The 21,933-nt window shown below is 62.3% G+C and carries 24 protein-coding genes; 15 read left to right on the top strand and 9 right to left on the bottom strand.

Annotated elements, in window-relative coordinates; all coding sequences use genetic code 11:
- Positions 1 to 166 precede the first annotated feature (166 nt).
- Both AAEZ08_RS06080 and AAEZ08_RS06075 read right to left on the bottom strand, forming a co-directional pair.
- Positions 167 to 1,090, bottom strand: coding sequence for a c-type cytochrome (locus AAEZ08_RS06080; protein WP_102821503.1), 924 nt, complete (start codon positions 1,088 to 1,090; stop codon positions 167 to 169).
- On the bottom strand, positions 1,087 to 1,737 hold the full coding sequence (locus AAEZ08_RS06075; RefSeq protein ID WP_003280240.1) for a c-type cytochrome: 651 nt from the start codon (positions 1,735 to 1,737) through the stop codon (positions 1,087 to 1,089). The genes AAEZ08_RS06080 and AAEZ08_RS06075 overlap by 4 nt, the downstream gene beginning before the upstream one ends.
- A gap of 237 nt (positions 1,738 to 1,974) precedes the next feature.
- On the opposite strand from AAEZ08_RS06075, the gene AAEZ08_RS06070 reads away from it, so the two are divergent.
- A complete protein-coding gene (locus AAEZ08_RS06070) occupies positions 1,975 to 2,508 on the top strand; it encodes a hypothetical protein (protein WP_003280239.1) in 534 nt (177 codons plus the stop codon).
- A 19-nt stretch (positions 2,509 to 2,527) separates the two neighbouring features.
- Here AAEZ08_RS06070 and AAEZ08_RS06065 read toward each other — a convergent pair whose 3' ends face one another.
- The gene (locus AAEZ08_RS06065; RefSeq protein ID WP_003280237.1) at positions 2,528 to 2,755 is read right to left on the bottom strand and encodes a DUF3820 family protein; all 228 of its coding nucleotides are present in this window, start codon (positions 2,753 to 2,755) and stop codon (positions 2,528 to 2,530) included.
- A 246-nt stretch (positions 2,756 to 3,001) separates the two neighbouring features.
- On the opposite strand from AAEZ08_RS06065, the gene AAEZ08_RS06060 reads away from it, so the two are divergent.
- A complete protein-coding gene (locus tag AAEZ08_RS06060) occupies positions 3,002 to 3,526 on the top strand; it encodes an ankyrin repeat domain-containing protein (protein WP_003280234.1) in 525 nt (174 codons plus the stop codon).
- A gap of 117 nt (positions 3,527 to 3,643) precedes the next feature.
- Here the strand turns inward: AAEZ08_RS06060 and AAEZ08_RS06055 are convergent, their stop codons facing one another.
- Together AAEZ08_RS06055 and ybaK are read right to left on the bottom strand one after the other, a co-directional pair.
- Positions 3,644 to 4,702 (bottom strand): diguanylate cyclase, encoded by a 1,059-nt coding sequence (locus AAEZ08_RS06055; RefSeq protein WP_003280233.1) that lies wholly within the window; start codon positions 4,700 to 4,702, stop codon positions 3,644 to 3,646.
- Positions 4,703 to 4,829: 127 nt separating this feature from the next.
- Positions 4,830 to 5,300: a Cys-tRNA(Pro) deacylase gene (gene ybaK, locus AAEZ08_RS06050; RefSeq protein ID WP_102821507.1), complete on the bottom strand. Its 471-nt coding sequence runs from the start codon at positions 5,298 to 5,300 to the stop codon at positions 4,830 to 4,832.
- Between the two features lie 72 nt (positions 5,301 to 5,372).
- Between ybaK and glpD the strand changes: the two genes are divergently transcribed.
- Positions 5,373 to 6,917, top strand: a complete 1,545-nt coding sequence (gene glpD, locus AAEZ08_RS06045; protein WP_500123916.1) for a glycerol-3-phosphate dehydrogenase — start codon at positions 5,373 to 5,375, stop codon at positions 6,915 to 6,917.
- 48 nt (positions 6,918 to 6,965) lie between these two features.
- On the opposite strand, the gene metE is transcribed toward glpD, so the two are convergent.
- A complete protein-coding gene (gene metE, locus AAEZ08_RS06040) occupies positions 6,966 to 9,275 on the bottom strand; it encodes a 5-methyltetrahydropteroyltriglutamate--homocysteine S-methyltransferase (RefSeq protein WP_500123915.1) in 2,310 nt (769 codons plus the stop codon).
- A gap of 160 nt (positions 9,276 to 9,435) precedes the next feature.
- Here metE and AAEZ08_RS06035 point away from each other — a divergent pair, with 160 nt between their 5' ends.
- Together AAEZ08_RS06035 and metR are read left to right on the top strand one after the other, a co-directional pair.
- Complete coding sequence (locus tag AAEZ08_RS06035; protein WP_058064026.1) at positions 9,436 to 10,026, top strand: exopolysaccharide biosynthesis protein; 591 nt, start codon at positions 9,436 to 9,438, stop codon at positions 10,024 to 10,026.
- Positions 10,027 to 10,182: 156 nt separating this feature from the next.
- Positions 10,183 to 11,109, top strand: a complete 927-nt coding sequence (gene metR / locus AAEZ08_RS06030) for a transcriptional regulator MetR (protein ID WP_106158079.1) — start codon at positions 10,183 to 10,185, stop codon at positions 11,107 to 11,109.
- Positions 11,110 to 11,116: 7 nt separating this feature from the next.
- On the opposite strand, the gene AAEZ08_RS06025 is transcribed toward metR, so the two are convergent.
- The 3 genes from AAEZ08_RS06025 to AAEZ08_RS06015 all read right to left on the bottom strand — a co-directional run bounded on the left by AAEZ08_RS06025 (position 11,117) and on the right by AAEZ08_RS06015 (position 13,338).
- Positions 11,117 to 12,091, bottom strand: coding sequence for an SDR family oxidoreductase (locus AAEZ08_RS06025; RefSeq protein WP_500123914.1), 975 nt, complete (start codon positions 12,089 to 12,091; stop codon positions 11,117 to 11,119).
- 80 nt (positions 12,092 to 12,171) lie between these two features.
- Positions 12,172 to 12,627: a VOC family protein gene (locus AAEZ08_RS06020; protein ID WP_102821511.1), complete on the bottom strand. Its 456-nt coding sequence runs from the start codon at positions 12,625 to 12,627 to the stop codon at positions 12,172 to 12,174.
- Between the two features lie 75 nt (positions 12,628 to 12,702).
- Positions 12,703 to 13,338, bottom strand: a complete 636-nt coding sequence (locus AAEZ08_RS06015) for a LysE family translocator (RefSeq protein WP_003280220.1) — start codon at positions 13,336 to 13,338, stop codon at positions 12,703 to 12,705.
- Positions 13,339 to 13,584: 246 nt separating this feature from the next.
- Here AAEZ08_RS06015 and AAEZ08_RS06010 point away from each other — a divergent pair, with 246 nt between their 5' ends.
- From AAEZ08_RS06010 to rloA3, 10 genes are all read left to right on the top strand, one after another.
- A complete protein-coding gene (locus AAEZ08_RS06010) occupies positions 13,585 to 14,235 on the top strand; it encodes a helix-turn-helix transcriptional regulator (protein WP_003280218.1) in 651 nt (216 codons plus the stop codon).
- The gene (csgE, locus tag AAEZ08_RS06005) at positions 14,232 to 14,615 is read left to right on the top strand and encodes a curli production assembly/transport protein CsgE (RefSeq protein WP_058064023.1); all 384 of its coding nucleotides are present in this window, start codon (positions 14,232 to 14,234) and stop codon (positions 14,613 to 14,615) included. The genes AAEZ08_RS06010 and csgE overlap by 4 nt, the downstream gene beginning before the upstream one ends.
- The gene (locus tag AAEZ08_RS06000) at positions 14,612 to 15,028 is read left to right on the top strand and encodes a curli assembly protein CsgF (protein ID WP_003280214.1); all 417 of its coding nucleotides are present in this window, start codon (positions 14,612 to 14,614) and stop codon (positions 15,026 to 15,028) included. Before csgE ends, AAEZ08_RS06000 begins: the two co-directional genes overlap by 4 nt.
- 20 nt (positions 15,029 to 15,048) lie before the next feature.
- Positions 15,049 to 15,879, top strand: a complete 831-nt coding sequence (locus tag AAEZ08_RS05995) for a CsgG/HfaB family protein (RefSeq protein ID WP_036990855.1) — start codon at positions 15,049 to 15,051, stop codon at positions 15,877 to 15,879.
- A 265-nt stretch (positions 15,880 to 16,144) separates the two neighbouring features.
- The gene (locus AAEZ08_RS05990; protein ID WP_003280211.1) at positions 16,145 to 16,636 is read left to right on the top strand and encodes a curli production assembly protein CsgB; all 492 of its coding nucleotides are present in this window, start codon (positions 16,145 to 16,147) and stop codon (positions 16,634 to 16,636) included.
- Between the two features lie 47 nt (positions 16,637 to 16,683).
- On the top strand, positions 16,684 to 17,970 hold the full coding sequence (locus AAEZ08_RS05985) for a hypothetical protein (protein WP_058064021.1): 1,287 nt from the start codon (positions 16,684 to 16,686) through the stop codon (positions 17,968 to 17,970).
- A gap of 389 nt (positions 17,971 to 18,359) precedes the next feature.
- Positions 18,360 to 19,175 carry an outer membrane protein OmpK gene (locus tag AAEZ08_RS05980; protein WP_003280206.1) on the top strand — a complete coding sequence of 272 codons (816 nt, stop codon included), beginning with the start codon at positions 18,360 to 18,362 and terminating at the stop codon, positions 19,173 to 19,175.
- Between the two features lie 252 nt (positions 19,176 to 19,427).
- Complete coding sequence (locus AAEZ08_RS05975) at positions 19,428 to 20,102, top strand: TetR/AcrR family transcriptional regulator (RefSeq protein WP_003280204.1); 675 nt, start codon at positions 19,428 to 19,430, stop codon at positions 20,100 to 20,102.
- A gap of 6 nt (positions 20,103 to 20,108) precedes the next feature.
- Positions 20,109 to 21,065 (top strand): LysR family transcriptional regulator, encoded by a 957-nt coding sequence (locus tag AAEZ08_RS05970; RefSeq protein WP_058064020.1) that lies wholly within the window; start codon positions 20,109 to 20,111, stop codon positions 21,063 to 21,065.
- Positions 21,066 to 21,121: 56 nt separating this feature from the next.
- The gene (rloA3, locus tag AAEZ08_RS05965; RefSeq protein ID WP_500123913.1) at positions 21,122 to 21,640 is read left to right on the top strand and encodes a retropepsin-like aspartic peptidase RloA3; all 519 of its coding nucleotides are present in this window, start codon (positions 21,122 to 21,124) and stop codon (positions 21,638 to 21,640) included.
- The last annotated feature ends 293 nt before the right edge of the window (positions 21,641 to 21,933 follow it).

The raw sequence follows: 21,933 nt of genomic DNA, 5'->3' as shown, positions 1-21,933 counted from the left end.
CTTATGGCCGCTATTGTGCATGAAAAGCTGAAAGAATCCGTAACATTGCTCTTATTACAAGCCTGTAATTAAGCCGTTGGACCCTACAAATCGTGACTAATTGGTCGGAATATGAAGAGGGCGCCGAATGGCGCCCTCTTCTGTCCGCAATGTTATTGGCGAGTCCTTATTTGATGCCTTGACCAAGCACCACACCATCTACCTTTTGCCCGTATAGGTTCACGCCATCGTTGGCGTGGTATTTCACCCGTGTTTTTTCCACCGAACCCTCGACCAGCCGTGGGTCCTGCGGCCGCTCGTGGCTGTTCATGTAAGCCGCAACGTGCCAGGCGTCTTCATCACTAAGCGAACCTCCCTTGCCTAGCGGCATGCTTTCCTTGATGAAGGCCGCGGCGGTATTGATCCGGTGCATACCGGCGCCCCAGTTGAACGAGTCCCTGCCCCATAACGGCGGGAAGACGTAACCATCACCCGCCTTCTGCCCCTGGCCGTTGTCGCCATGGCAGATCGCGCATTGCTCGACATAGACCAGCTTGCCCTTGGCGAGGTCGAAACCCGCCTTGGGCTGGGGCACTTCGGGATAGGCCCGTCCTGGCAATTCCTGAGCAGTTGGAGCACCAGTAGACAGCCAATAGGAATAGGCCGTCAGTGCGTTGATGACATGGCTATCAGCTGCCGGTGGCTTACCATTCATGCTGAACTGGAAGCACCCCTGCACTCGCTCGGCGTAGCTGTTGACCTTGTCGTTCTTCTTTCGATAGGCCGGATACATCGGATATGCGCCCCATAGCGGCGCGGAATTAGCCTTGCGTCCCTGTTCGATGTGGCAATTGGTGCAATTCATGCCATTGCCGACGTATTCGGCTGCGTACCTCTGGGTGTCGACGAAAATCGCCCGTCCCTGCTGCACGAGCTCGCCATAGGCATTGGCGGGCAGATCGCTCTCCTTGGGTGGCTGAAAATACTGATCGCCAGCGTCCTTTGACGCCTGCTGAGTCAGCTGCGACTGGTCATCCATCTTGATCTCGGCGGCATATACCGGGCTGCCGACAGCCATGGCCAGCAGGCCGAGCATCAGGTGCGCTCTCATTGGCTGGTCTCCTTGAATCCCAAGCTGGCGAAGTATTCCGATACCGCCTGAACCTCGGCATCGGTCATGGAGCGGGCGATATGCCCCATCAGGTCATTCGGATCATTTTTGCGCGTCCCCTGACGCCAGGCGTTGAGCTGCGCGCTGAGATACTGCGCCGACTGCCCAGCCAGCGGCGGGAAGCTCTCGCCGACGCCCACGCCGCCTGGCCCATGACAAGCCACGCACTCAGGAATGTTGCGCCCCCACGCACCACGTAGTGCCAGCGTGGCGCCGACGCTATCGGCTTTTTCCGCGCGGCTGATCATGGCGTAGGACGGTGTGGCCATTTTTTCCAGGGCGGCGGAAACGGCCTGGGTTTCTTCATCACTCAGTGCAGCAGCAATCGGCTGCATGATCGGGTTCGCTCTGGTACCAGAACGGAAGTCGGCAAGTTGCTTGCGCATATATCCGGCGTCAATTCCGGCCAGGCGCGGAAAGCCTGCTGCCGCCATCCCCATGCCATCCGCCCCGTGGCAGGTTCCGCAAGCCATTGCTGCAGGGTTGGCGCCGCCCTGCGTATAGATCGTTTGCCCATCGGCAGCCTGTACCTGCGTCGTCAGCAACAACGCAGCCAAACCGGCCAGAGGCCAGCGAGTTGGTTTCATGAAGGGCCTCATCAGCTGTTGTAGTTATGCTTTCGCCACGGGTCGGTACGACCTTACTAATCGACGAAGTTGCGACAGCTCGTCGCATCAGAACGCTACCACATCGGCGATGAGGCCTCTAGAAACAGAATAAGCTTAGAACTTAATTGCATATGCCTAATTAACGGCGTACTTGATGGGACAAGCACGGGGCCGCTGCCTTGGTTATCCTTTCACGCCCACCACCCAGGACTGCCCATGAAAGACCAACTTGCCGAACTGATCACTCTCATCAGCTCGGGCTGCATGACTGACGAGGAAATTCATCGGGTAGCCGATGAGGCTGCGCAAGCGTATGCCGACCCGCAGGCCTTCCTGCTGGCCAACCCGGACATCAATTACGATGACAGCTTTCCCATCCCGCTTGGCGAATGGGTGGTGATTGGCAGCCTGCCCGAGACAGTGCTGTTTCAGGCGGACGATTACCAGACGCTGTTCAGCGAAATCGTTGCATCTTTCGGCGACAGCGTGACCTTCATCCTCAAGCCCAAACAGCTCGCCAAGACCGAGCCGCTGACTGCACTGAACCGTATTCAGGTGCAGCTGAGCAGCCTGTATCCGGAAAAAGGCGGCTATGTGCTGGTGGACTTCAGCGAGCCGCTGGACGATGAGCTGCAGGCGGTGCTGGTCTACACCTGCGATGTGCCGCGGCTGATGGAGCTGGCGGTGGAGGTAGGCCTCTACGCCGCGCCAGCACTGGACGCGCTGCGCGAGCAAACCGAGCAGCCGTGACGGCCGGCTTCGTCGGCGATCAGCCCCGCGAGGCGTTGCGCCGACGCAATGGTTCAAGCAAAGCCGAAAGCCCGTTGTGGTCGATCTCGTGCATCAGCTCCAGCAGCTGGCCGAGGCTGCCGGGAGGAAATCCCACGCGGGCGAACCAATTGAGGTAATTACCGGGCAGGTCGGCTATCAACCGGCCCTTGTACTTACCGTAGGGCATCGTCTGAGTCACCAGGCGTTCGAGATCTTCGGGCTTCATCGCTATGGTCGTCGGCATATCGGGCTGTCGAATACTGCCACAACCGCCTGGATCGTTGCGCGCAAAGGGGGCGGCCACGATCTGCACACCGCCGCAGAAGATGATTGGCGCCTCGTACGTGCCTCCGCGCCGCATACAAGGCCACTATCCGCGGCATAGAAAGCCTTGTTTGGCTTCTCGTTACGCCGGCCAACACAATGAACTTGATACGGCGAATAGCCAGCCACCTGCCTACGGAGAAACGCGATGCACGCGCCCAATCAATCACAGGAACTGGATGAAGCCACCCTGGCCTTTGCCGAGCAGGTCTTCGACAGCGCACGCAGCGGCGACAGTGCTCGTCTTGCCGAGTTACTGGGCCAAGGCATGCCCGCGAACCTGCGCAACCACGCCGGCGATAGCCTGCTGATGCTCGCCAGCTACCACGGTCACCTGGAGGCCAGCCTCCTGCTGTTGCAGCACGGTGCCGATCCGCAGCTGCGTAATCGCCGCGGCCATACACCGCTTGCCGGTGCAGCCTTCAAAGGCGATCTGGCGATGATCAGACTGCTGCTCGAGCAAGGTGCCGATGTCGAAAGCCCATGCGAGGATGGCAAGACCGCGCTGATGATGGCCGCAATGTTCAACCGCACCGCCGTCGTCGAGTACCTAATGGCTCAGGGCGCCGATCCGCTGGCTCAGGATGCCGGCGGTGCTACGGCGTTGACTGCCGCACGCATGATGGGTGCGGCCGACACCGAGGCGTTGCTACAGCACAGCATCACTGCGTGATGGGCAGCAGTGAACGACCCAGCAACCGATTCAACCTGACAGAAACCCGCTGAGCATCAGCTGTTGGCATTGCGCAGGTCACTGGCCGGACCAGGTAAACTACCCGCAACGCTGATTTCAGCGCCCACTAAGCGGCTCGGCCAGTGCGATCCGGTTGCGGCCGAGGCGCTTGGCTTCGTATAGAGCCTGATCGGCCACATGCAGCCAGGCGAGCACGCTATCCATCCGCGGGCTGGATTCAGCGATGCCGATGCTCAGGCTTGCCCTCAGTCTGGGCGCCAATGGGAAATCAAGCTCGGCAATCTCAGCCCGCAGCCGCTCCAGCACCTCCCACGCGTCCTTGGCGCGAGCGCCGGGCAGCACGACGCAGAACTCGTCGCCACCATAACGTCCAGCCATGTCCCCGGCGCGCAGGTTGCGGTGAATGCAACGGCCCACCTGGCGGAGCAGTTCGTCACCCACAGCGCGCCCATGCCGATCATTGGCGAGCTTGAAGTTGTCCAGATCGATCAATGCCAGGCTGGCGACGCCGCCAGTAGCTTTGCAATGGGAAAACTCGAGCTGTAACAGCTCGTTCCAATACCCGCGGTTGAACAGGCCAGTCAGGCTGTCGGTGCGGCTAAGGCTACGCAAAGCACGTTTGTTCTCGCCGAGCTGATCGGCCAGACGATAGAGCACCATACCAGTAGTAACCGGATGGACGACGAGCATTGGCAGGCATGCGTAGAGTTGTAACTCGCTGGTCTCTGGCGCAAAGCCGAAACCCAGGAGCAGCACTGAAATGCCCCCACCCAGGAGCTGGACCAGCAGGCCCTTGAGGACTAGACGCGATCCGCCAGTAGCGCTGTTGTTCAACGCCAGCATTGAAAACAGCACCGCCGAGGGCAGCACATTGAACGCCATGGTGGCGATCCAGAACCCGCCCATCAGCGAATCGAAAAGTACGTGCCGCCTCTCGCTGAGAGCGGCAGAGCGCGCACGTCGGGACACACTCAACGCAATCAGCGGCCATACGAAACAGAAACCGACCAACAACCCCCACACCCAAGGCGGTGTGTCGCGTCCCCACAGCACGGCCGCCACACAGAAGAAACCCACCGCCAGCCCGATTGCGCGCGGATAGAACGCACGCAGCGCAAATGAGCCTGGCTTGGCAACAACCGCGGAAGGAATCAAGAGCGATCTCGCTTGGCGACCGGGACAACGTTGAATATAGCCCGTCGCCATCACAGCTAGCGAAGAAATCTACTCGTCGCCGATCCGGCCACGCTAACCATCCCCCTGCAAAGTCCGTGTGGTTCCCTCAACCACGTCCGATTGCCGCGAATAGCGCCTTGGCGTGCTCCGCCAGGACCGCCGGCGCTAGTTCCACTTCCAGCCCGCGACGCCCAGCACTCACATAGATGCTCGCCTGCGCCTGCGCGGAACTGTCGATAAAGGTACGCAGACGCTTCTTCTGCCCCAGGGGACTGATACCTCCGACCAGATAGCCGGTGGCCCGCTGGGCAGCCATCGGATCGGCCATCTCCACCTTCTTCACGCCGGCCGCCTGGGCCAGCGCCTTGAGATCGAGGGTGCCGGCGACGGGCACCACGGCGACGAGTAGCTCGCTCTTCTCGCTACAGGCGAGCAGCGTCTTGAATACCCGCGCGGGCTCCAGCCCAAGCTTTTCCGCCGCCTCCAGACCATAGGACGCAGACTTGGGATCGTGCTCGTAGCTGTGTACGGAGTGTTCGGCTCGGGCTTTTTTCAACAGGTCGATGGCAGGTGTCATGGCTTTGTAGTGCTAATGATTGATGAATGGCGGTAACGTAACGCAACAGAGAATCGGTAGTTATAAGCGCCCATGAATCATCCTCTTCTTGCACCGCTCGCGGAAGTCTACGACCTGGCCGTGGTGGGCGGCGGCATCAATGGCGCGGGTATCGCCGCCGATGCGGCCGGGCGCGGCCTGTCGGTGTTCCTCTGCGAACAGGGCGACCTGGCCGGCCATACGTCCTCCGCCAGCAGCAAGCTGGTGCATGGTGGGCTGCGCTACCTCGAGCATTACGAACTGCGCCTGGTCCGCGAGGCCTTGGCCGAGCGCGAAGTGCTGCTGGCCAAGGCGCCGCACATCATCACCCCGCTACGCTTCGTGCTGCCCTACCGCCCGCACCTGCGGCCGTCGTGGATGATCCGTATCGGCCTGTTTCTTTACGATCACCTCGGCAAGCGCGAGAAGCTCGGCGGTTCGCGCAGTCTGCGTTTCGGTGCCGACAGCCCGCTCAAGGACGAAATCACCCATGGTTTCGAGTACGCCGATTGCTGGGTCGATGACGCCCGGCTGGTGGTTCTCAATGCCATGGCGGCACGCGAGCTGGGGGCCCATATCCACACCCGCACTCGCTGCGTCAGTGCGCGCAGCAGCAAAGCGCTCTGGCACCTGCATCTGGAACGTGAGGATGGCAGCCGCTTTTCGATCCGCGCCCGCGCGCTGGTCAACGCCACCGGACCGTGGGTAGCCTCGTTCATCCAGGAGCAGCTCCGGCAGACTTCGCCTCACGGCATGCGCCTGATTCAGGGCAGCCACATCGTCGTGCCGAAACTCTATGAGGGCGATCACGCCTACATCCTGCAGAACGAGGACCGGCGCATCGTGTTCATCACGCCGTACCTCGGCCAGTTCAGCCTGATCGGCACCACCGATCACGAGTACCACGGCGACCCGGCGCAAGTGCAGATCACCGACGCGGAGATCGACTACCTGCTAGCCATCGTCAACACGCACTTCAAGCAGCAGCTGCACCGCGCCGACATCCGTTACAGCTATGCCGGGGTCAGACCGCTGTGCGATGACGAGTCCGACCAGCCCTCGGCGATCACCCGCGACTACACGCTCACACTCAGCGATAGCGCCGGTGAGGGACCGTTGCTCTCGGTGTTCGGCGGCAAGCTGACCACCTATCGCAAGCTCGCCGAAGCGGCACTGGCACAGCTGGCGCCGCTGTTTCCCGAAATGAAACAGCCCTGGACGCATGACGCCGCCCTGCCTGGCGGTGAGCATCTGGACGAGCCATCGGCGTTGGCCCACGCGCTCTGCGCCAGCTATCCATGGTTGCCCGGTCCGATTGCGCGGCGCTGGGCGCGCACCTACGGCAGCCGCAGCTGGCTGCTGCTCAAGGGTACCGATGCGCTGCAGGACCTTGGCGAATGCTTCGGCGCCGGCCTGCATGCGCGCGAGGTGGACTACCTGATGGTCGAGGAATGGGCGCAGACGACAGAAGACATCCTCTGGCGCCGCACCAAGCTCGGCCTGTTCATGCAGCCCGCGGAAGTCGCACTGCTGCAGCGTTATCTGGACAGCCGGACAGCCGAGCGCCTGACCCACTTCGACCACGTCGCCCAGGGCTGACGCACCACGGCGCAGCGCCCGCACTGGAGCGCTGCGCCCGCGTCGACCTCAGGCGACCTTGGCGTTGCGCGAGGCGCGCAGCTGACGGGCCGCAGCCACCATGTTCACCAGCGCTGCCTCGGTCTCCGGCCAGGCGCGGGTCTTCAGCCCGCAATCCGGATTGACCCAGAGCCGCTCGGCCGGGATGCGCTCGGCGGCCTTCTCCAGCAGCTGCACCATTTCGGCAGTATCCGGAACGCGTGGCGAGTGGATGTCGTAGACCCCCGGGCCGATGTCATTGGGATAGTCGAAGGCGCGGAAGGCTTCGAGCAGCTCCATCTGCGAGCGCGAGGTCTCAATGGTGATGACATCGGCATCCATCGCCGCGATGGACTCGATGACGTCGTTGAACTCGCTGTAGCACATGTGCGTGTGGATCTGCGTCTCGTCGCGCACGCCGCTGGCACACAGACGGAACGCCTCGACCGCCCAGTCCAGATAGTGCTGCCACTGCGCGCGACGCAACGGCAACCCCTCGCGGAACGCCGCCTCATCGATCTGGATGATGCGGATGCCGGTGGCTTCCAGATCGCAGACCTCGTCACGGATCGCCAGCGCCAGCTGCCGTGCCTGCACCTCACGCGATACATCCTCACGAGCGAACGACCACATCAGCATGGTCACCGGCCCGGTGAGCATGCCCTTCATCACCCGGTCGGTCTGCTGCTGTGCATAGCGAATCCAGTCGACGGTCATCGGCTGCGGGCGGCTGAGGTCGCCGTAGATCACCGCCGGCTTCACGCAACGCGATCCATAGCTCTGCACCCAGCCGAAACGGGTGAACGCATAGCCATCGAGCTGCTCGGCGAAGTACTCGACCATGTCGTTGCGCTCCGCTTCGCCGTGTACCAGCACGTCCAAGCCGATCTGCTCCTGCACCGCCACCGCATGGCGGATCTCGGCCTGCATCGCCTCGGTGTAATCGCCGAGCGACAACCGGCCCTGCTTATAGGCCTGCCGCGCCAGGCGGATGGCCGGCGTCTGCGGGAACGAGCCGATGGTCGTGGTCGGGAACGCTGGCAGGTCGAGCCGCGCGCGCTGCTGTTCGATGCGCGCAGCGAACACCGAGGTACGCTGGCTGTCTTGTGGCTGGATGGCATTCAGGCGTGCCTGGACCTGCGGCTTGTGGATGCGTGGCGAGTGCTGACGTGCCGCCTGCACCGCACGGCTGCGCGCCAGCTCGACGTCGACATCCTCGTTCGTCGGCTCGTTGATGGCTCGGGCCAGGGTCGCCACTTCGGCGCATTTCTGCACGGCAAAGGCCAACCAGCCTTTCAGCTCATGATCGAGCCGGTCCTCGCGCTCAAGGTCCACCGGGCTGTGCAGCAGGGAGCAGGACGGCGCCAGCCAGAGACGATCACCCAGCCGCTCGGCGGCATGCCGCGCCACCTCCAGAGCCTTCTCCAGGTCGCAGCGCCAGACGTTGCGCCCATTGACCAACCCCAACGACAGCACCTTGTAGGTCGGCAACCAATCGAGAATCAGCGGGTACTGCTCCGGCGCACGCACCAGATCGATGTGCAGGCCGTCCACCGGCAGCGCCGCCGCCAGGCTGAGGTTGTCCTCCAGTCCGCCAAAGTAGGTGGCGACCAGCTTCTTCAGCGGGGCGCGCTGCAGCAGGTTGTAGGCGCGCTCGAAGGCGTTCTTCCAGTCCTGCGGCAGGTCGAGGGCGAGGATCGGCTCGTCGATCTGCACCCACTCCACGCCCTGCGCCGCCAGCCGGTCGAGCACCTCGCCGTAGACCGGCAAGAGTCGTTCGAGCAGCTCGAGCTTGTCGAAACGCTCGGCAGCCTCGCCCTTGAGCTTGCCCAGCCAGAGATAGGTCAGCGGGCCGATCAGCACCGGCTTGACCGCATGGCCGAGCGCCAGCGCTTCTTCGACTTCCTCGAACAGTTGCGACCAGGACAGCTGGAACTGCTGATCGGCGCTGAACTCCGGCACCAGGTAGTGATAGTTGGTATCGAACCACTTGGTCATCTCCTGGGCCTGGGCGCCACCGCAGCAGCTGTTCGTCACGCCACGGGCCATGGCGAACAGCGTGTCCAGCGTCGGTTGGCCATCGGCCGGGCGGAAGCGCTGCGGCACCACGCCGAACATTAGCGAGTGCGTAAGAACCTGGTCGTACCAGGCGAAGTCGCCCACCGGCAGCAGCTGGATACCGGCATCGGCCTGGGCTTGCCAGTGTTGTGCACGCAGCTGACGACCAACCAGGCGCAACCCCTGCTGGTCCAGCTCGCCCTTCCAATATGCCTCCAGGGCTTTCTTCAGCTCGCGGTCCGCACCAATGCGTGGAAAACCGAGGTTGTGCGCTACAGCCATTTCTCACTCCAAATGTCGTTCTGCATGAATGGGCTGATTGTCCGCGCCATGACTGCGTGAAACAAACTCACGTAATTACATTTGAAATATAGAAATATTCATATAGGAGCATTTCGACGCCTCAGGGCTCTAAAAGAAACCTCCCCTACCAGGCGTATTCATGAACCCGGATCAGCCACCGCAGAATCTCGAAAGCCTGCTGCAGCGTCTCGAACAGGCCGGCGAAGCCGACCAGCCGGTAACCATCGAGTGCATGCTGCAAGCCACCGATGAGCGCAGCTTCGGTGCCCTGTTGCTGGTGCCAGGCTTGCTGGTGTTCTCGCCGCTGTCGGGAATTCCCGGATTGCCCAGCGTGTTCGCGGTGATGGTTTCGTTGATCGCGATTCAGCTGCTGATCGGCCGGAAGCACTTCTGGCTGCCCAAATGGCTGCTGCGGCGTAGCGCCTCGCGCAGCAAGTACGACAAGGCCATAGCCTTCCTGCATCGCATCGCCGGCTTCGTCGACCGGCTGCTCAAGCGGCGGCTGACCTTCCTTACCAACGGCCTGGCGAATCGGCTGAATGCCGTGCTGTGCCTGGCAATCGCGGCCACCATGCCGCCGCTGGAGCTGATCCCGTTCGGCAACTCCACTGCCGGCGCGGCGTTGAGCGTGCTGGGGCTGGGCATGATGGCCCGCGACGGCGCGATGATCCTTGCCGCGCTGCTGTTCTTCTTTGGTCTGGCCTACATGGTTTCGCGGCTCTGGTTCTGATGGTGCGCAGCCCCAACGCATAGCGGCGACTCGACAGCATCCGAATGCTAAGAGACACTTGCGGCGGATGAGCATCGCTCATTTGCATATCCATTTCCGGGACGCCGCGCCTGCCTTTCAGCGGCACCATGCTCCCGCTTCGCAAGGTAGTTCGACATGCTGGAAATTCGTCACCTGAAGACGCTTCATGCACTTCGGGAAACCGACAGTCTCGTCGAAGCCGCCGAGCGCCTGCACCTGACGCAGTCGGCGCTTTCCCATCAGTTCAAGGAACTGGAAGAGCGCCTCGGCCTGCAGCTGTTCGTGCGCAAGACCCGTCCGGTGCGTTTCACCAGTGCCGGCCTGCGCCTGCTGCAACTGGCGGATCTGATGCTGCCGCAACTGCGCAGTGCCGAGCGTGACCTCGCCCGTCTGGCCGGCGGCACCGCCGGCCGCCTGCACATGGCCATCGAATGTCACAGCTGTTTCCAGTGGCTGATGCCGACCATCGACCAGTTCCGCGATGCCTGGCCCGAAGTCGAGCTGGATCTGGCCTCGGGCTTCTCCTTCGCCCCGCTGCCGGCCCTGGCGCGTGGCGATCTGGATCTGGTGGTCACCTCCGATCCGCTGGAGCTGCCCGGCATTACCTACGTGCCACTGTTCACCTACGAGGCGCTACTGGCGGTGGCGAACCAGCATGCACTCGCCGCGCGGCCGTACATCCGGCCGGAAGACCTGGCCAGCGAAACGCTGATCACCTACCCCGTCGAACGTGATCGCCTGGATATCTTCACCCGCTTCCTCGAACCGGCCGACATCGAACCGGCGCAGGTCCGCACCTCGGAACTCACGGTGATGATGATGCAGCTGGTGGCCTCGGGACGCGGTGTCTGTTCGCTGCCGAACTGGGCGCTGCACGAGTACAGCTCGCGGGGCTACGTCACCGCCAAACGACTGGGCGACAAGGGGCTGTTCGCCACGCTTTATGCGGGCATCCGCGCCGACATGCTCGATTCACCCTTCATGCGCGACTTCCTGCTTACCGCCAAGGACACCTCCTTCGCCACGCTCGAAGGCGTCAGCGCCGCGCCGAAGGTGCGCTGACAGCCGCTCAGCGCCGCCGCGCCAGGCACATACCAAGGCCGATCAATCCGGCAGCCACTCCACCGATCAACAGCCAGCGCTTGTCATCATCCGGCGACGAGCGCCAGCCGCCATCGATGCGCCGCTGGCCCAGCGGCGGATGAAAGAGGTTGCCTGACGAAGGCGCCACTCGCTGCGCGCGGCCAAGTGCGAAACCGGTCAGCAGTCCATTGATACGATCGAAGCCCGGGGTGAGGAAGTGCGCCAGGCGCAGCACTGAGGCAGTCGCCCCGACCGACGTGGTGTGACGCGGATGCAGGGCCAGACTGACCATGGCGTCGGCCACCTGACGCGGATCGAGCAGCGGTGGTGGCGGCTGCAACGAGCGCCCGGCGTAGTTGCCGCCGTCGCGAAAGCCGGGGGTATCGACGATGCCGGGATACACATCGCAGATATGAATCCCCGGCCAGGCGCCCAGTTCGCCGCGCAGCGCCTGGGACAGGCCGCGCAGGCCGAACTTGCTGGCCGAATAGGCCGCCGCAAACGGCTGCGCTACCCAGCTGCCGACCGACAGCGTATTGATCAGCACACCACTCTGCTGCTGCTTGAAGTACGGCAGCACCACATGGGCACCGCGCAGATAGCCGAGCAGGTCGGTCTGCACCACCTGTTCATGGGCATCCAGTGGCGTCTCGTCGAACGCGCCCACGGCGCCGATACCGGCATTGTTGATCCACACATCGATACGCCCCTGACCAAACTCCGCCGCGGCGCTGGCCAGCGCTTCGACCTCGTCGCTATGGGTGACGTCGGTGGCTACTACCAGAACTTCGCCACCGAGCGCCCGGCACTCATCGGCGGTTTCCGTCAGAGCCTCGACGTCGCGCGCGGCAAGCACCAGTCGCGCGCCCTGGCGGGCAAACGCCTGGGCAGCGGCGCGACCGATGCCGCTGGACGCACCGGTGAGCACCACCAGGGCGCCGTAGAGTTTTCCATAGGCCATCGCCGTTCCTCCGCAGTCTGCTGTCGTAGTTAAGGTGACAGCGACAACGGCGAGATCATTCCCCCCGATGGTCGGCGCGCTCAGGCCTGAGCGACCGTCCCGGCGGCCTCGTCGGCCCAGGGGTCGTAGGTGCCGAAGCTCCACAGATGCCCTTCGAGGTCCCGGCAGGTGAAGCCGCGACCGCCGTAGTCCTCATCCTTAAGTTCGACGACGATCTGCGCACCGGCCGCCTTGGCCTGGGCGTAGAGCGCATCGGCGCTGTTGACGATTACGTAGATGCCCTGGGTCGATGCGCCGCCAATCTCGTCGGGCTGGCGCAGCTGCTGGCCGTACTCGGAATCCACCACCGGCCCGACCATGAGCATGCCGTTGCCGAAAGCCAGTTGTGCGTGGGTGATGCCGGTCTGCTCATCGCGGTACTGACGCTGGCATTCGAAGCCGAAAGCGCGACACAGCCAGTCGATGGCGGTGGTCAGATTGCGATAGCGCAGACAGGGAATCAGGCTGGCCGAGGTGTTCTTGCTCTGTTGAGACATACACAGCTCCCATCATGGGCTGCCGAAGGGCTGCCCTTCTCTCATGAGAGCCGCACAGGGGCGATCAATTCCCTTTCAGAGGCGTTCGCTCAAGCCCAGGCGAATACCCAGCGCGATGAGCATCGAGCCCAGCGCCCGGTCCAGCCACTGGCTTATGGCCGGATTGGCGCGCAGCGCCTGGGTGGCGCGAGCAGCCAGCAGCACCACAATGCACTCGATGATGATCGCCACCACGACCACCAGCACGCCGAGAACCAGCAGCTGCAACGGCACGGCGCCATGCTCGGGGCGAACGAACTGAGGCAGGAATGCCATGAAGAAGATCGCCGCCTTGGGATTCAGCAGATCGACCAGCACGCCCTGGCGGTAGGCCTTCCACGCGGACGCTCGCGGCGCCGCCTTGAGGGCCAGCACGGTTCCGCTACCGGCCGAGCGCAGTGCCTGATAGCCGAGATACAGCAGATAGGCGGCACCGACGTACTTGACCACCGTAAACGCGAGCGCCGAAGTGGCGAGGATGGCCGAGATACCCAGCGCGGCGAACGCCACGTGCACCAGCGCACCGCTGCATACGCCACAGGCGGAAATGATGCCGATGCGACGGCCGCCACTCAGGGTACGCGAAATCACGTAGAGCAGATCCGGTCCGGGCGACAGGTTCAGCGCCAGCGCCGCCGAGAAAAACACCAGCCAGAAAAGCGGATCAGCCATGACCATCTCCTTCCACATTGGCCGCCGTCACGACCGTCCATTCGAGAAGCCAGACTCTAGAAGCAAATGGCGAAGCTCTGCCAGCAGATTCTCCCGCGGCTCTTCGTCGGGAAGCTGACACTTATTTTTAGTTTTGACTTTTTTTTGTCGCATAGCTGAACTATTTTCAATTGCGCACCGTAACGTGGCATCAGACGAGTACAAGAAATCCAGGACTCTCATCCCCATTCAGCAAAGGACATGCGAATGAAAGATCAAGCTGTGTCGGCCTATCAGCCAGCCCAACCCCGCGTAATGCTGCTCTCTGCCAGCAAGCTGCTCCACAGCACGCTGCGCCAGCATCTCCACGATGGCCCCGACTGCACCCTCGTCCACATGATCGCACCGCGACCCGAGCAGGCCGACGCGGCATTGATCCTGCTCGATGTAGCCAGTTTCGACCGTGACGCCTGCGTGCATCTGCTTCGACAGTTCGGCGATGCACCCATGGCGCTGATCAACGCGCAACCGGATCAGGCCCGGCGGCTGGTCGAAACGCATCCGTGGATCCGCGGCGTTTTCTACCGCGCGACCCCACGCAACATCTTCGTGCGTGGGGTACAGGCCATGCTCGCCGGCGGTGACTGGCTGCCCAGGCAGCTAATGGAAACGCTGCTATGCCGTTACCGCCAGCTCAGCAACGCGCATCAGGTCATCGACGAACTGACGCTGCGCGAAAAACAGATTCTTGCCCTCGCCGGCCAGGGCCTGTCGAACGCAGCCATCGGTGAAAGGCTGCACCTGAGCATCCACACCATAAAGAGCCATGTGCACAACGCCCTGCGCAAGCTCGGCGCCAGCAATCGCGCGCAGGGCGCATCGCTGGTGCTGGCTCACGTTGGCGAGGCGGTGTCGTGACACGCACCGCCGCACTGCTTCTGCTGCTGTTGGGCCTGACTGCTCACGCCGACGAAGCCGAGCTGCAGGGGTTCATTACCAACAACACCATCTCCCGCTCCGGACACGAATTCTACGTGCGCTTCTGCGAGCGCCTGAACGACATCAGCGGCCTGGACTTCAACCTCGCCATCAAGGAAAGGCCATCAGCCCGCTGGGGCGTCTTGGTCTGGGTGGAGCACGAGAACCAGACACTGTATCGCCGGTTCCTGCAGCCCAACGTGGCAGACATGAAGGAGCCGGCCTACGAGGCCGCCGATTTCGTGGTGCAGGAAATCAACCGGCGCAAGATCGAAGCGCTGTTCGAAGACAACATTGACATGGCCAAGGACGAGTTATGAAACAGCACATTCCTAGAACGATTGGCACGCTGCTAGGCAGCCTGCTGCTCAGCGTTGGCGCCCATGCCACTGAGCTGGTGTACACCCCAGTCAACCCATCCTTCGGCGGCAGCCCCCTCAACGGTGCATGGTTGCTGGGCAACGCCCAGGCGCAGAACAAGAAGAAGGACCCGGATGCACTGGATCGCTCATCGCTGCTGGGCAATCAATCCGCGCTGGATCGCTTCACCAGTCAGCTGGAGTCCCGCGTGCTCGGCGACCTGCTCAACGGTGTGAAGGACGGCAAGACCGGCATGGTTACCACCGACGACTTCGTCGTGCGCGTCTACAACGGCGATGCCGGCATGCTGATCGTGGAAATTAAAGACCGCCTCACCGGCGAAATATCCGAAATCATCGTCGGACAGAACTGACCCCAGGAGAAACAAAGGCCATGAGAAGCCTATTCGTAGCCATAGGGATGATGGCTGTACTTCAGGGTTGCGCCGTACGCGAGCCCATGTCTGCCGACCAACACCCGCCAACCCTGACCCCACGTACTTCGACCTATCAGGATCTGCTCGCCCTGCCGCGCCCGAAAGGCCCGCTAGTGGCTGCCGTGTACGGCTTCCGCGACCAAACCGGCCAGTACAAGCCGACACCAGCCAGCTCGTTCTCCACCGCGGTGACCCAGGGCGCAGCGAGTATGCTGGTCGATGCCATGCAGGCCAGCGGCTGGTTCGTGGTGCTCGAGCGCGAAGGTCTGCAGAACGTACTGACCGAACGCAAAATCATCCGCGCATCGCAGGCCAAGCCGGATGTGGCACCTAACATCCAGTCCGAGCTGCCATCACTGCTGGCAGCGAACATCATCATGGAAGGCGCCATCGTCGCCTACGAGACCAACGTGCGCAGCGGCGGCCAGGGTGCGCGCTATTTGGGCATCGGACTGTCGCAGGAATACCGCGTTGATCAGGTCACGGTGAACCTGCGGGCCATCGACGTGCGCAGCGGCAGGGTGCTGTCGAACGTGATGACCACCAAGACGATCTTCTCCGTCGGCCGCAGCGCCAACGTCTACAAGTTCATCGAGTTCAAGGAACTGCTCGAAGCCGAGGCGGGTTACACCACCAACGAGCCGGCGCAGCTCTGCGTGCTTTCCGCGATTGAGGCCGCCGTCGCGCACCTGATCGCCCAAGGTGTCGATCGACGCCTATGGCAGACCGCCGAGGGCCACGGCAGCGAGCATCCGGAACTGAGCAAGTATTTGAGCAAACTGAACTGAGGCGCCTCGTCGGCGCAATGCCGACGAGGGTTTACCTTCTACGAAAACCCGTCTCGATGACCTGTTTGCGGCACGCCTCGTGGCAATGCCGTAGGCGGGTCCATGCACGCAAATGCGGCAACGATGTTCTGCAGATCACCGACGAACAACGCCTGTCACTACCCATCACGCACCAGATCACCGCACTTTCAATCATTGGATGGATGGTCGCCGACCCGATTCAGGGCAAATATGGCGTCATCTGAGCCCATCAGGACAGGACGCCATGACCCGCTCGCAACGGATTGCGCATGATCTGCTTTTACCCGCTGTTCTGCTGCTGGCTACCTACAGCCACGCAGATCTGGCCATCGCGGCCGATCTTGCGCCCAGCGAACTTTCCTTCGCCAGCGGCGGTTCCCCCAGCCTCCCCCATTCCGGCGCCCAAGGCGCGCTCGCGGTCGTTCAGCAATCCGGCCAGGACATGGCCGGGCGCATCGTACAAACCGGTGCGGAACTCGAGGCGTACATCATCCAGAGCGGCTACGCCAACAGCGCCTCTATCGAGCAGATTGGTCAGGGCAACACCGCGCTGATCAGCCAGAACGGCTTTGGCAACGACGCGCTTATCGAACAGAACGGCTCGGACAACCGCGCCGCCATCGCACAGCAGGGCGCGAGCAATCGCGCCCTCATCGAACAGACCGGCAGCGGGCATAACAGCAATGTCAGCCAGAGCGGCCAAGGTCTGACGGTAGTGGTTCGCCAGTACCGCTAATCCCAGGGAAATACCGCTGTACTTAAAACATCCATGGAGTGACAAAAATGTTTAAGTTCAAACCTCTTGTAGCAGCCATTCTGACCGTCGCCACTGCCCAGGCTTTTGCCGCCGAAAACACCTCGGAGCAAAACCAGCACGGCATCAACAATGTCGCAGAAGTGCTGCAAAGCGGCGGTTCGGGCAACCTGGCCACCCAGGGCCAGAGCGGCTTCGGCAACAACGCGATGATCGAACAGAACAGCGCCTACGAAACAACTGCCAAGCAGAGCCAGGCTGGCAATTTCAACGTTGCCGAGGCCCAGCAGAACGCTACCTCGATGACCGGCTCGACGCAGAACCAGCGCGGCTGGGGCAACGATGCGCTGGTCGAGCAGACCGGCACCTACAAGACCGGCACCACGCAAAACCAGAACGGTATCAAAAACGTCGCCGAAACCTTCCAGACCGCAGCGACGATGACCAACGCCACCACCGACCAGACTGGCAAGGACAACTACGGTCTTGTCACCCAATCGGCCAGCTACGCCAGCCAGGCCACGCTTACGCAGAATGGCGATCTGAATAACGGCAGCATCACCCAGGCGGCCAGCATGGTCGACCGCGCGACAATCGATCAGCAGGGCACCGACAACGACGCGCATGTCACGCAACTCGCCAGCAGCGGTTCCATTGCCGAGGTCGAGCAGATCGGCTGGCGCAACGACGCCATGGTTTCGCAGACCGGCGTGCAGCACGAGGCGTACGTTCTGTCCGACGGCAGCAACAACGCCGTCGATGTGAGTCAGAACGGCAACGCGCAGAACGCATTCGTACTGCAGAACGGCACCGGTAACGACTCCAGCATCGTGCAGACCAATGGCTGGTTCGGCGGCAACAACACCGCCACCACCGAGCAGTTCGGGACTGGCAACGAAGCCGATGTCTATCAGAACGGCCGCAACCAGACCGCCAAGACCATCCAGGAAGGCAGCTACAACGTTGCGTCCGTCGACCAGCAAGGCCGCGGCAACGATCTGCACTTCCACCAGGACGGCGTTGGCAACGAGTTGAATGCCGTGCAAAACGGCACCGATAACGAAATAGTCGGTGTCAGCTATGGTTGGGCTAACAGCAGCGATATCGAACAGAACGGTCGCGACAACGTGGCTACGGTCCGCCAGGAAGGCTCGCTGAACGACGTCATGCTGAGCCAGAGTGGCGCTGACCACCTGATCAAGGTGACCCAGCATGGCTTCGGCAACGAGGCCATCGCCAGCCAGGCCGGCTATGGCAACGCCGCTTACATCACCCAGAACGGCACGAACAACAGCGCCCTCGTCACTCAGCACTAACTCGATCCACGCCCCTAAGACTGCCGGCCTCGTGCCGGCAGTCGCGCTTATCCGCCCGCCTTGCCGCTGCCCCGCTCCCATCCCCCCTCACGGCTTCACGACCCGCGCACCGTTTCGGTGGCGAGCCTGGCAATCGGCCACCCTCCGCGCCCCAAACTGAAGCAAGCTGACGCATCGGTCAGATCAGGCAGGCGCATCTGTTCGCCCATACCGGCGCTCGATTTGCCATAAGTCGAACCGGCAGGAATAAATAACCCTTTATTAATCAAATAATTAACTGAACGTTACAGCGGCATCCTGGTGTTGGCGCGGCGCTTGCTTTGGGACCAAAGCCTGACCGCTTGGACAACTTACAAGCTCACTCAAATGCCAACACGGAGTACACATCAATGAAGCGCAGCCTGACCACCGCAGCCCTCGCGGCCGGGTTCATCCTCAGCAGCCAAGCCATGGCCAGCCCAATGCTCTGGCAGAACAACAGCCTGACCTACCTGTACGGCAAGGATTACAAGGTGGATGCCGGCGACATCCAGCAGACCATCACCTTCGAACACGCCAGCGGCTGGACGTGGGGCGACGTGTTCCTGTTCGTCGACAACAAGTGGTACAACGGCATCTCCGGCAGCGACGGTCACACCTACTACGGTGAGTTCAGCCCGCGCCTTTCGCTGGGCAAGATCACGGGTACCGACCTGTCCTTCGGTCCGATCAAGGACGTGCTCATCTCGGCAACCTACGAGCGCGGAGAAAGCCAGGACGACGGTACGCCCAACCAGAACTACCTGCTCGGCCCGGCAGTCGATCTCGCCATTCCCGGTTTCGACCGCTTCTCGCTGAACACTTACTACCGTAAGCCCGACGGCACCACCGGCAAGCCGGGCGGTCAGTGGCAGATTACTCCGACCTGGGCCATGACCTTCCCGGTGGGCAAATCGGATATTCTCTTCGACGGCTATATCGACTGGGTCGTCAACGACAAGAAGAACAGCAACACCGAGCTGAAGAAGAACTTCCACTTCAACCCGCAGATCAAGTACGACCTCGGCAAGGCGCTGGACTACACGCCCGGCAAGCTCTATGTCGGTATCGAATACGACTACTGGTCGAACAAGTACGGCATCGAAGACGGTGGCTTCGTCAGCGAGAACTTCGTTGGCCCAACCGACCAGAACACCTTCAGCGCCATCGTCAAAGCGCATTTCTGACGCGCTCGCCGCCCGAATGCCCGGGCGGCGCTTGCCTGCAAGGGCGACTGTTGATCCTGACAAGCGCAACGGCTGCTCATGCAACAAAACTCGTGCAGAATCCGCCTGACTCGGTTCACCGCCTCTTACTCTGGGGTTCGTGGCCTGAACCGTAGGGTGGGCTTCAGCCCACCGAAACCGATGACGGCCTCCAATGCCGGGCTAACGCTCATAACTGAAGGCCGGCCGCCAGCGCGCTCACGGACAGGGACCATGGACAAGAACAACGCACCGCAGCCGCTCTACACCGCCCACGGCAAACCCGCAGGTCGTATTCGCCAGAAGAACGAGGAGTCGATTCTCGCAGCCGCCGCCGAAGAGTTCGCCCGCTATGGCTTCAAGGGCACCAGCATGAACGCCATCGCCACCCGTGCCGGGTTGCCCAAGGCGAACGTGCACTACTACTTCAACAGCAAGCTGGGGCTGTACGTCGAAGTCATGCGGCATATTCTCGAGCTCTGGGACACTGCCTTCGACGACCTCACCGTCGACGATGACCCGGCCACCGCCCTGGCCGAATACATCCGCATCAAGATGGAGTTCTCGCGGCGCCATCCCGAGGCCTCGAAGATCTTCGCCATGGAAGTCATCAGCGGCTGTGAATGCCTGTCCGAACATTTCAACAAGGACTACCGCAACTGGTTTCGTGGCCGTGCCGCCGTATTCGACGCATGGATCGCTGCCGGCAAGATGGACCCAGTGGACCCGATGCACCTGATCTTCATGATCTGGAGCAGCACTCAGCACTACGCCGACTTTTCCGATCAGATCCGTCGCATCAACGGCAAGCGCATGACCCGCGCAGACTTCGCTCGCGCCAGCGACAACCTGATCGCCGTCATCCTCAAAGGCTGCGGGCTTACGCCGCCGCCAACACCGGAGCGCTGACAGAGCGTGGCGCGCAAGCTGCGCATCCACTCGCCGGCCATCCATTACTTCGACATGGTGCGGCGCTGCCAGTCGATTCGCGAAGCCTCGCGGCGGCTGAACGTGGCCTCATCGGCGGTAAACCGACAGATCCTCAAACTTGAAGACGAGATCGGCACACCGCTATTCGAACGCCTGCCCGGCGGACTGCGACTGACCGCAGCCGGCGAGATTTTCGCCCGTCACGTCATCGTGGTACTGCAGGATACCGAGCGAGTGCGCTCCGAATTGGACGCACTCCAGGGCCTGCGCACTGGCCATGTGGAGATTGCCACCGTATCGGGCGTAACTACCGATTTGCTGCCCGGGGTGCTGGAGCAACTGCGCGAGCGCTATCCTCGGGTCACGGTGGGCGTCACCAGCCTTGGCTCGCAGGCGATTCCTGAAGCGGTAATCAGCGGTCAGGCTGACATCGGCCTGGCTTTCGCACTGCCACGCACCGCTGATCTGCAGCAGCTGGGCGTCGGTCATTTTCGTCTGGGCGCCATCGTCGACCCGGCGCATCCATTGGCCGAACGCGCGGACGTCAGCTTCGCCACTTGCGCCGAATATCCGCTGATCCTGGCCAAGAGTGACCTCTCAATCCATCACCTGCTGGCACCGCTGCTGGCGCGTACTCGTCCGCGACACAAGGCGCCACTGGAAACCAGTTCGGTGGAGCTAGCCCTGCAGATGGCCAAGCGCGGCGCCGGTGTCGCTTTCCAGACGCGCATCGGCATCGAGGCAGAGCTCGCCAGCGGCACCCTGATGCACGTTCCGCTTAACGACAGTGGCGCGGTATTCAGCGATCTCGGCGTCTATGTGCGCAGTTCGCGTTACCTGCCTGTGGCCGTCGATGCCTTCGTCCGGGCGCTCAGCGAAGAAATCGCCATACGGGAGGCCGCGCAGAATGGCGTCGCGAGCAGCGCAACGAAAACAAGCTGAACGTCCGCCGCAGCTGTCGCTCTATTTAGCGAACCCAACGCTCAGGAGCACCCCTGATGTCATCCCGCCTGCTTGCTGTGCCTGCCGCAATGATTCTCTCGCTGGCGACCCTCTCCTGCCATGCCGCCGAGGGCACTCCGCTGGGCTGGGTCGAGCGTGGTCTGATACTCCCCGAACAAGTCACCGTGAAGTTCAAGCTCGACACCGGCGCCCTGACCTCCTCCATGCACGCCGAGGATGTCGACTACTTCGAGAAGGACGGTGACAAGTGGGTCCGCTTCGATCTGGACCTCAAGGACGTGGAGCACGACAAGCTGATCAAGTCGCGCATCGAGCGCAAACTGCAGCGCGAGATGACCGTGCGCGGCGCCGGTGGCAAAGAAGACAGGCCCGTCGTGCTGATGAAGGTCTGTATCGGCGATCGCCTGCTCGAAGAGGAGTTCTCGCTTCGCGACCGCGACGAGATGAACTACCCCGTCCTGCTCGGCCGACGCACACTGGAAAAGCTCGGCCCGGTGGACTCGGCGCGCACCTTCACCATCGAGCCGGCCTGCGAAGAGCTGGCCGAACGCTAAGCCACGATTGCGTCCGACGCGGCACTTGGCCGCGCGAGCGGCGGCCTCACCTTTTACACATACCCCGCATTACCGAGGCCGCATAACAGTGCGTTCGCGCACTCGCGCTAAAGCCCGACGCACCTCCCTCCCCGCAATTATCAAACAATAATTATTACCATTTGTAATAGATTCCTGTCTTGCCTACCATACGGCCGCTTCGACCACCGGCTGCACCTTCGTGGCGGTGGTCGAGCGTGGTCGTGCGCGGGTGCCTAGCGCCAGTGACGCATCCATCCGCCTCAATAACAAGC

Origin of the sequence: Pseudomonas sp. E45-MNA-CIBAN-0222, from assembly GCF_040310405.1 — a bacterium.
Lineage (GTDB): Bacteria > Pseudomonadota > Gammaproteobacteria > Pseudomonadales > Pseudomonadaceae > Stutzerimonas > Stutzerimonas stutzeri_AC.
The sequence above is the reverse complement of the archived record's forward strand: the minus strand, read 5'-3'. Positions and strand labels throughout refer to the sequence as shown.

Bases quoted from the DNA above. Each gene is read 5' to 3' on its own strand.
- AAEZ08_RS05990 (WP_003280211.1), top strand. From the start codon at position 16,145: ATGACCCGCTCGCAACGGATTGCGCATGATCTGCTTTTACCCGCTGTT.
- AAEZ08_RS06010 (WP_003280218.1), top strand. From the start codon at position 13,585: ATGAAAGATCAAGCTGTGTCGGCCTATCAGCCAGCCCAACCCCGCGTA.
- metE (WP_500123915.1), bottom strand. From the start codon at position 9,275: ATGGCTGTAGCGCACAACCTCGGTTTTCCACGCATTGGTGCGGACCGC.
- AAEZ08_RS06070 (WP_003280239.1), top strand. From the start codon at position 1,975: ATGAAAGACCAACTTGCCGAACTGATCACTCTCATCAGCTCGGGCTGC.
- AAEZ08_RS05975 (WP_003280204.1), top strand. From the start codon at position 19,428: ATGGACAAGAACAACGCACCGCAGCCGCTCTACACCGCCCACGGCAAA.
- AAEZ08_RS06080 (WP_102821503.1), bottom strand. From the start codon at position 1,090: ATGAGAGCGCACCTGATGCTCGGCCTGCTGGCCATGGCTGTCGGCAGC.
- AAEZ08_RS06025 (WP_500123914.1), bottom strand. From the start codon at position 12,091: ATGGCCTATGGAAAACTCTACGGCGCCCTGGTGGTGCTCACCGGTGCG.
- AAEZ08_RS06000 (WP_003280214.1), top strand. From the start codon at position 14,612: ATGAAACAGCACATTCCTAGAACGATTGGCACGCTGCTAGGCAGCCTG.
- AAEZ08_RS06035 (WP_058064026.1), top strand. From the start codon at position 9,436: ATGAACCCGGATCAGCCACCGCAGAATCTCGAAAGCCTGCTGCAGCGT.
- rloA3 (WP_500123913.1), top strand. From the start codon at position 21,122: ATGTCATCCCGCCTGCTTGCTGTGCCTGCCGCAATGATTCTCTCGCTG.
- AAEZ08_RS05995 (WP_036990855.1), top strand. From the start codon at position 15,049: ATGAGAAGCCTATTCGTAGCCATAGGGATGATGGCTGTACTTCAGGGT.
- AAEZ08_RS06060 (WP_003280234.1), top strand. From the start codon at position 3,002: ATGCACGCGCCCAATCAATCACAGGAACTGGATGAAGCCACCCTGGCC.
- ybaK (WP_102821507.1), bottom strand. From the start codon at position 5,300: ATGACACCTGCCATCGACCTGTTGAAAAAAGCCCGAGCCGAACACTCC.
- AAEZ08_RS06075 (WP_003280240.1), bottom strand. From the start codon at position 1,737: ATGAAACCAACTCGCTGGCCTCTGGCCGGTTTGGCTGCGTTGTTGCTG.
- AAEZ08_RS06020 (WP_102821511.1), bottom strand. From the start codon at position 12,627: ATGTCTCAACAGAGCAAGAACACCTCGGCCAGCCTGATTCCCTGTCTG.
- AAEZ08_RS05985 (WP_058064021.1), top strand. From the start codon at position 16,684: ATGTTTAAGTTCAAACCTCTTGTAGCAGCCATTCTGACCGTCGCCACT.
- glpD (WP_500123916.1), top strand. From the start codon at position 5,373: ATGAATCATCCTCTTCTTGCACCGCTCGCGGAAGTCTACGACCTGGCC.
- AAEZ08_RS06065 (WP_003280237.1), bottom strand. From the start codon at position 2,755: ATGAAGCCCGAAGATCTCGAACGCCTGGTGACTCAGACGATGCCCTAC.
- AAEZ08_RS06015 (WP_003280220.1), bottom strand. From the start codon at position 13,338: ATGGCTGATCCGCTTTTCTGGCTGGTGTTTTTCTCGGCGGCGCTGGCG.
- AAEZ08_RS05980 (WP_003280206.1), top strand. From the start codon at position 18,360: ATGAAGCGCAGCCTGACCACCGCAGCCCTCGCGGCCGGGTTCATCCTC.
- metR (WP_106158079.1), top strand. From the start codon at position 10,183: ATGCTGGAAATTCGTCACCTGAAGACGCTTCATGCACTTCGGGAAACC.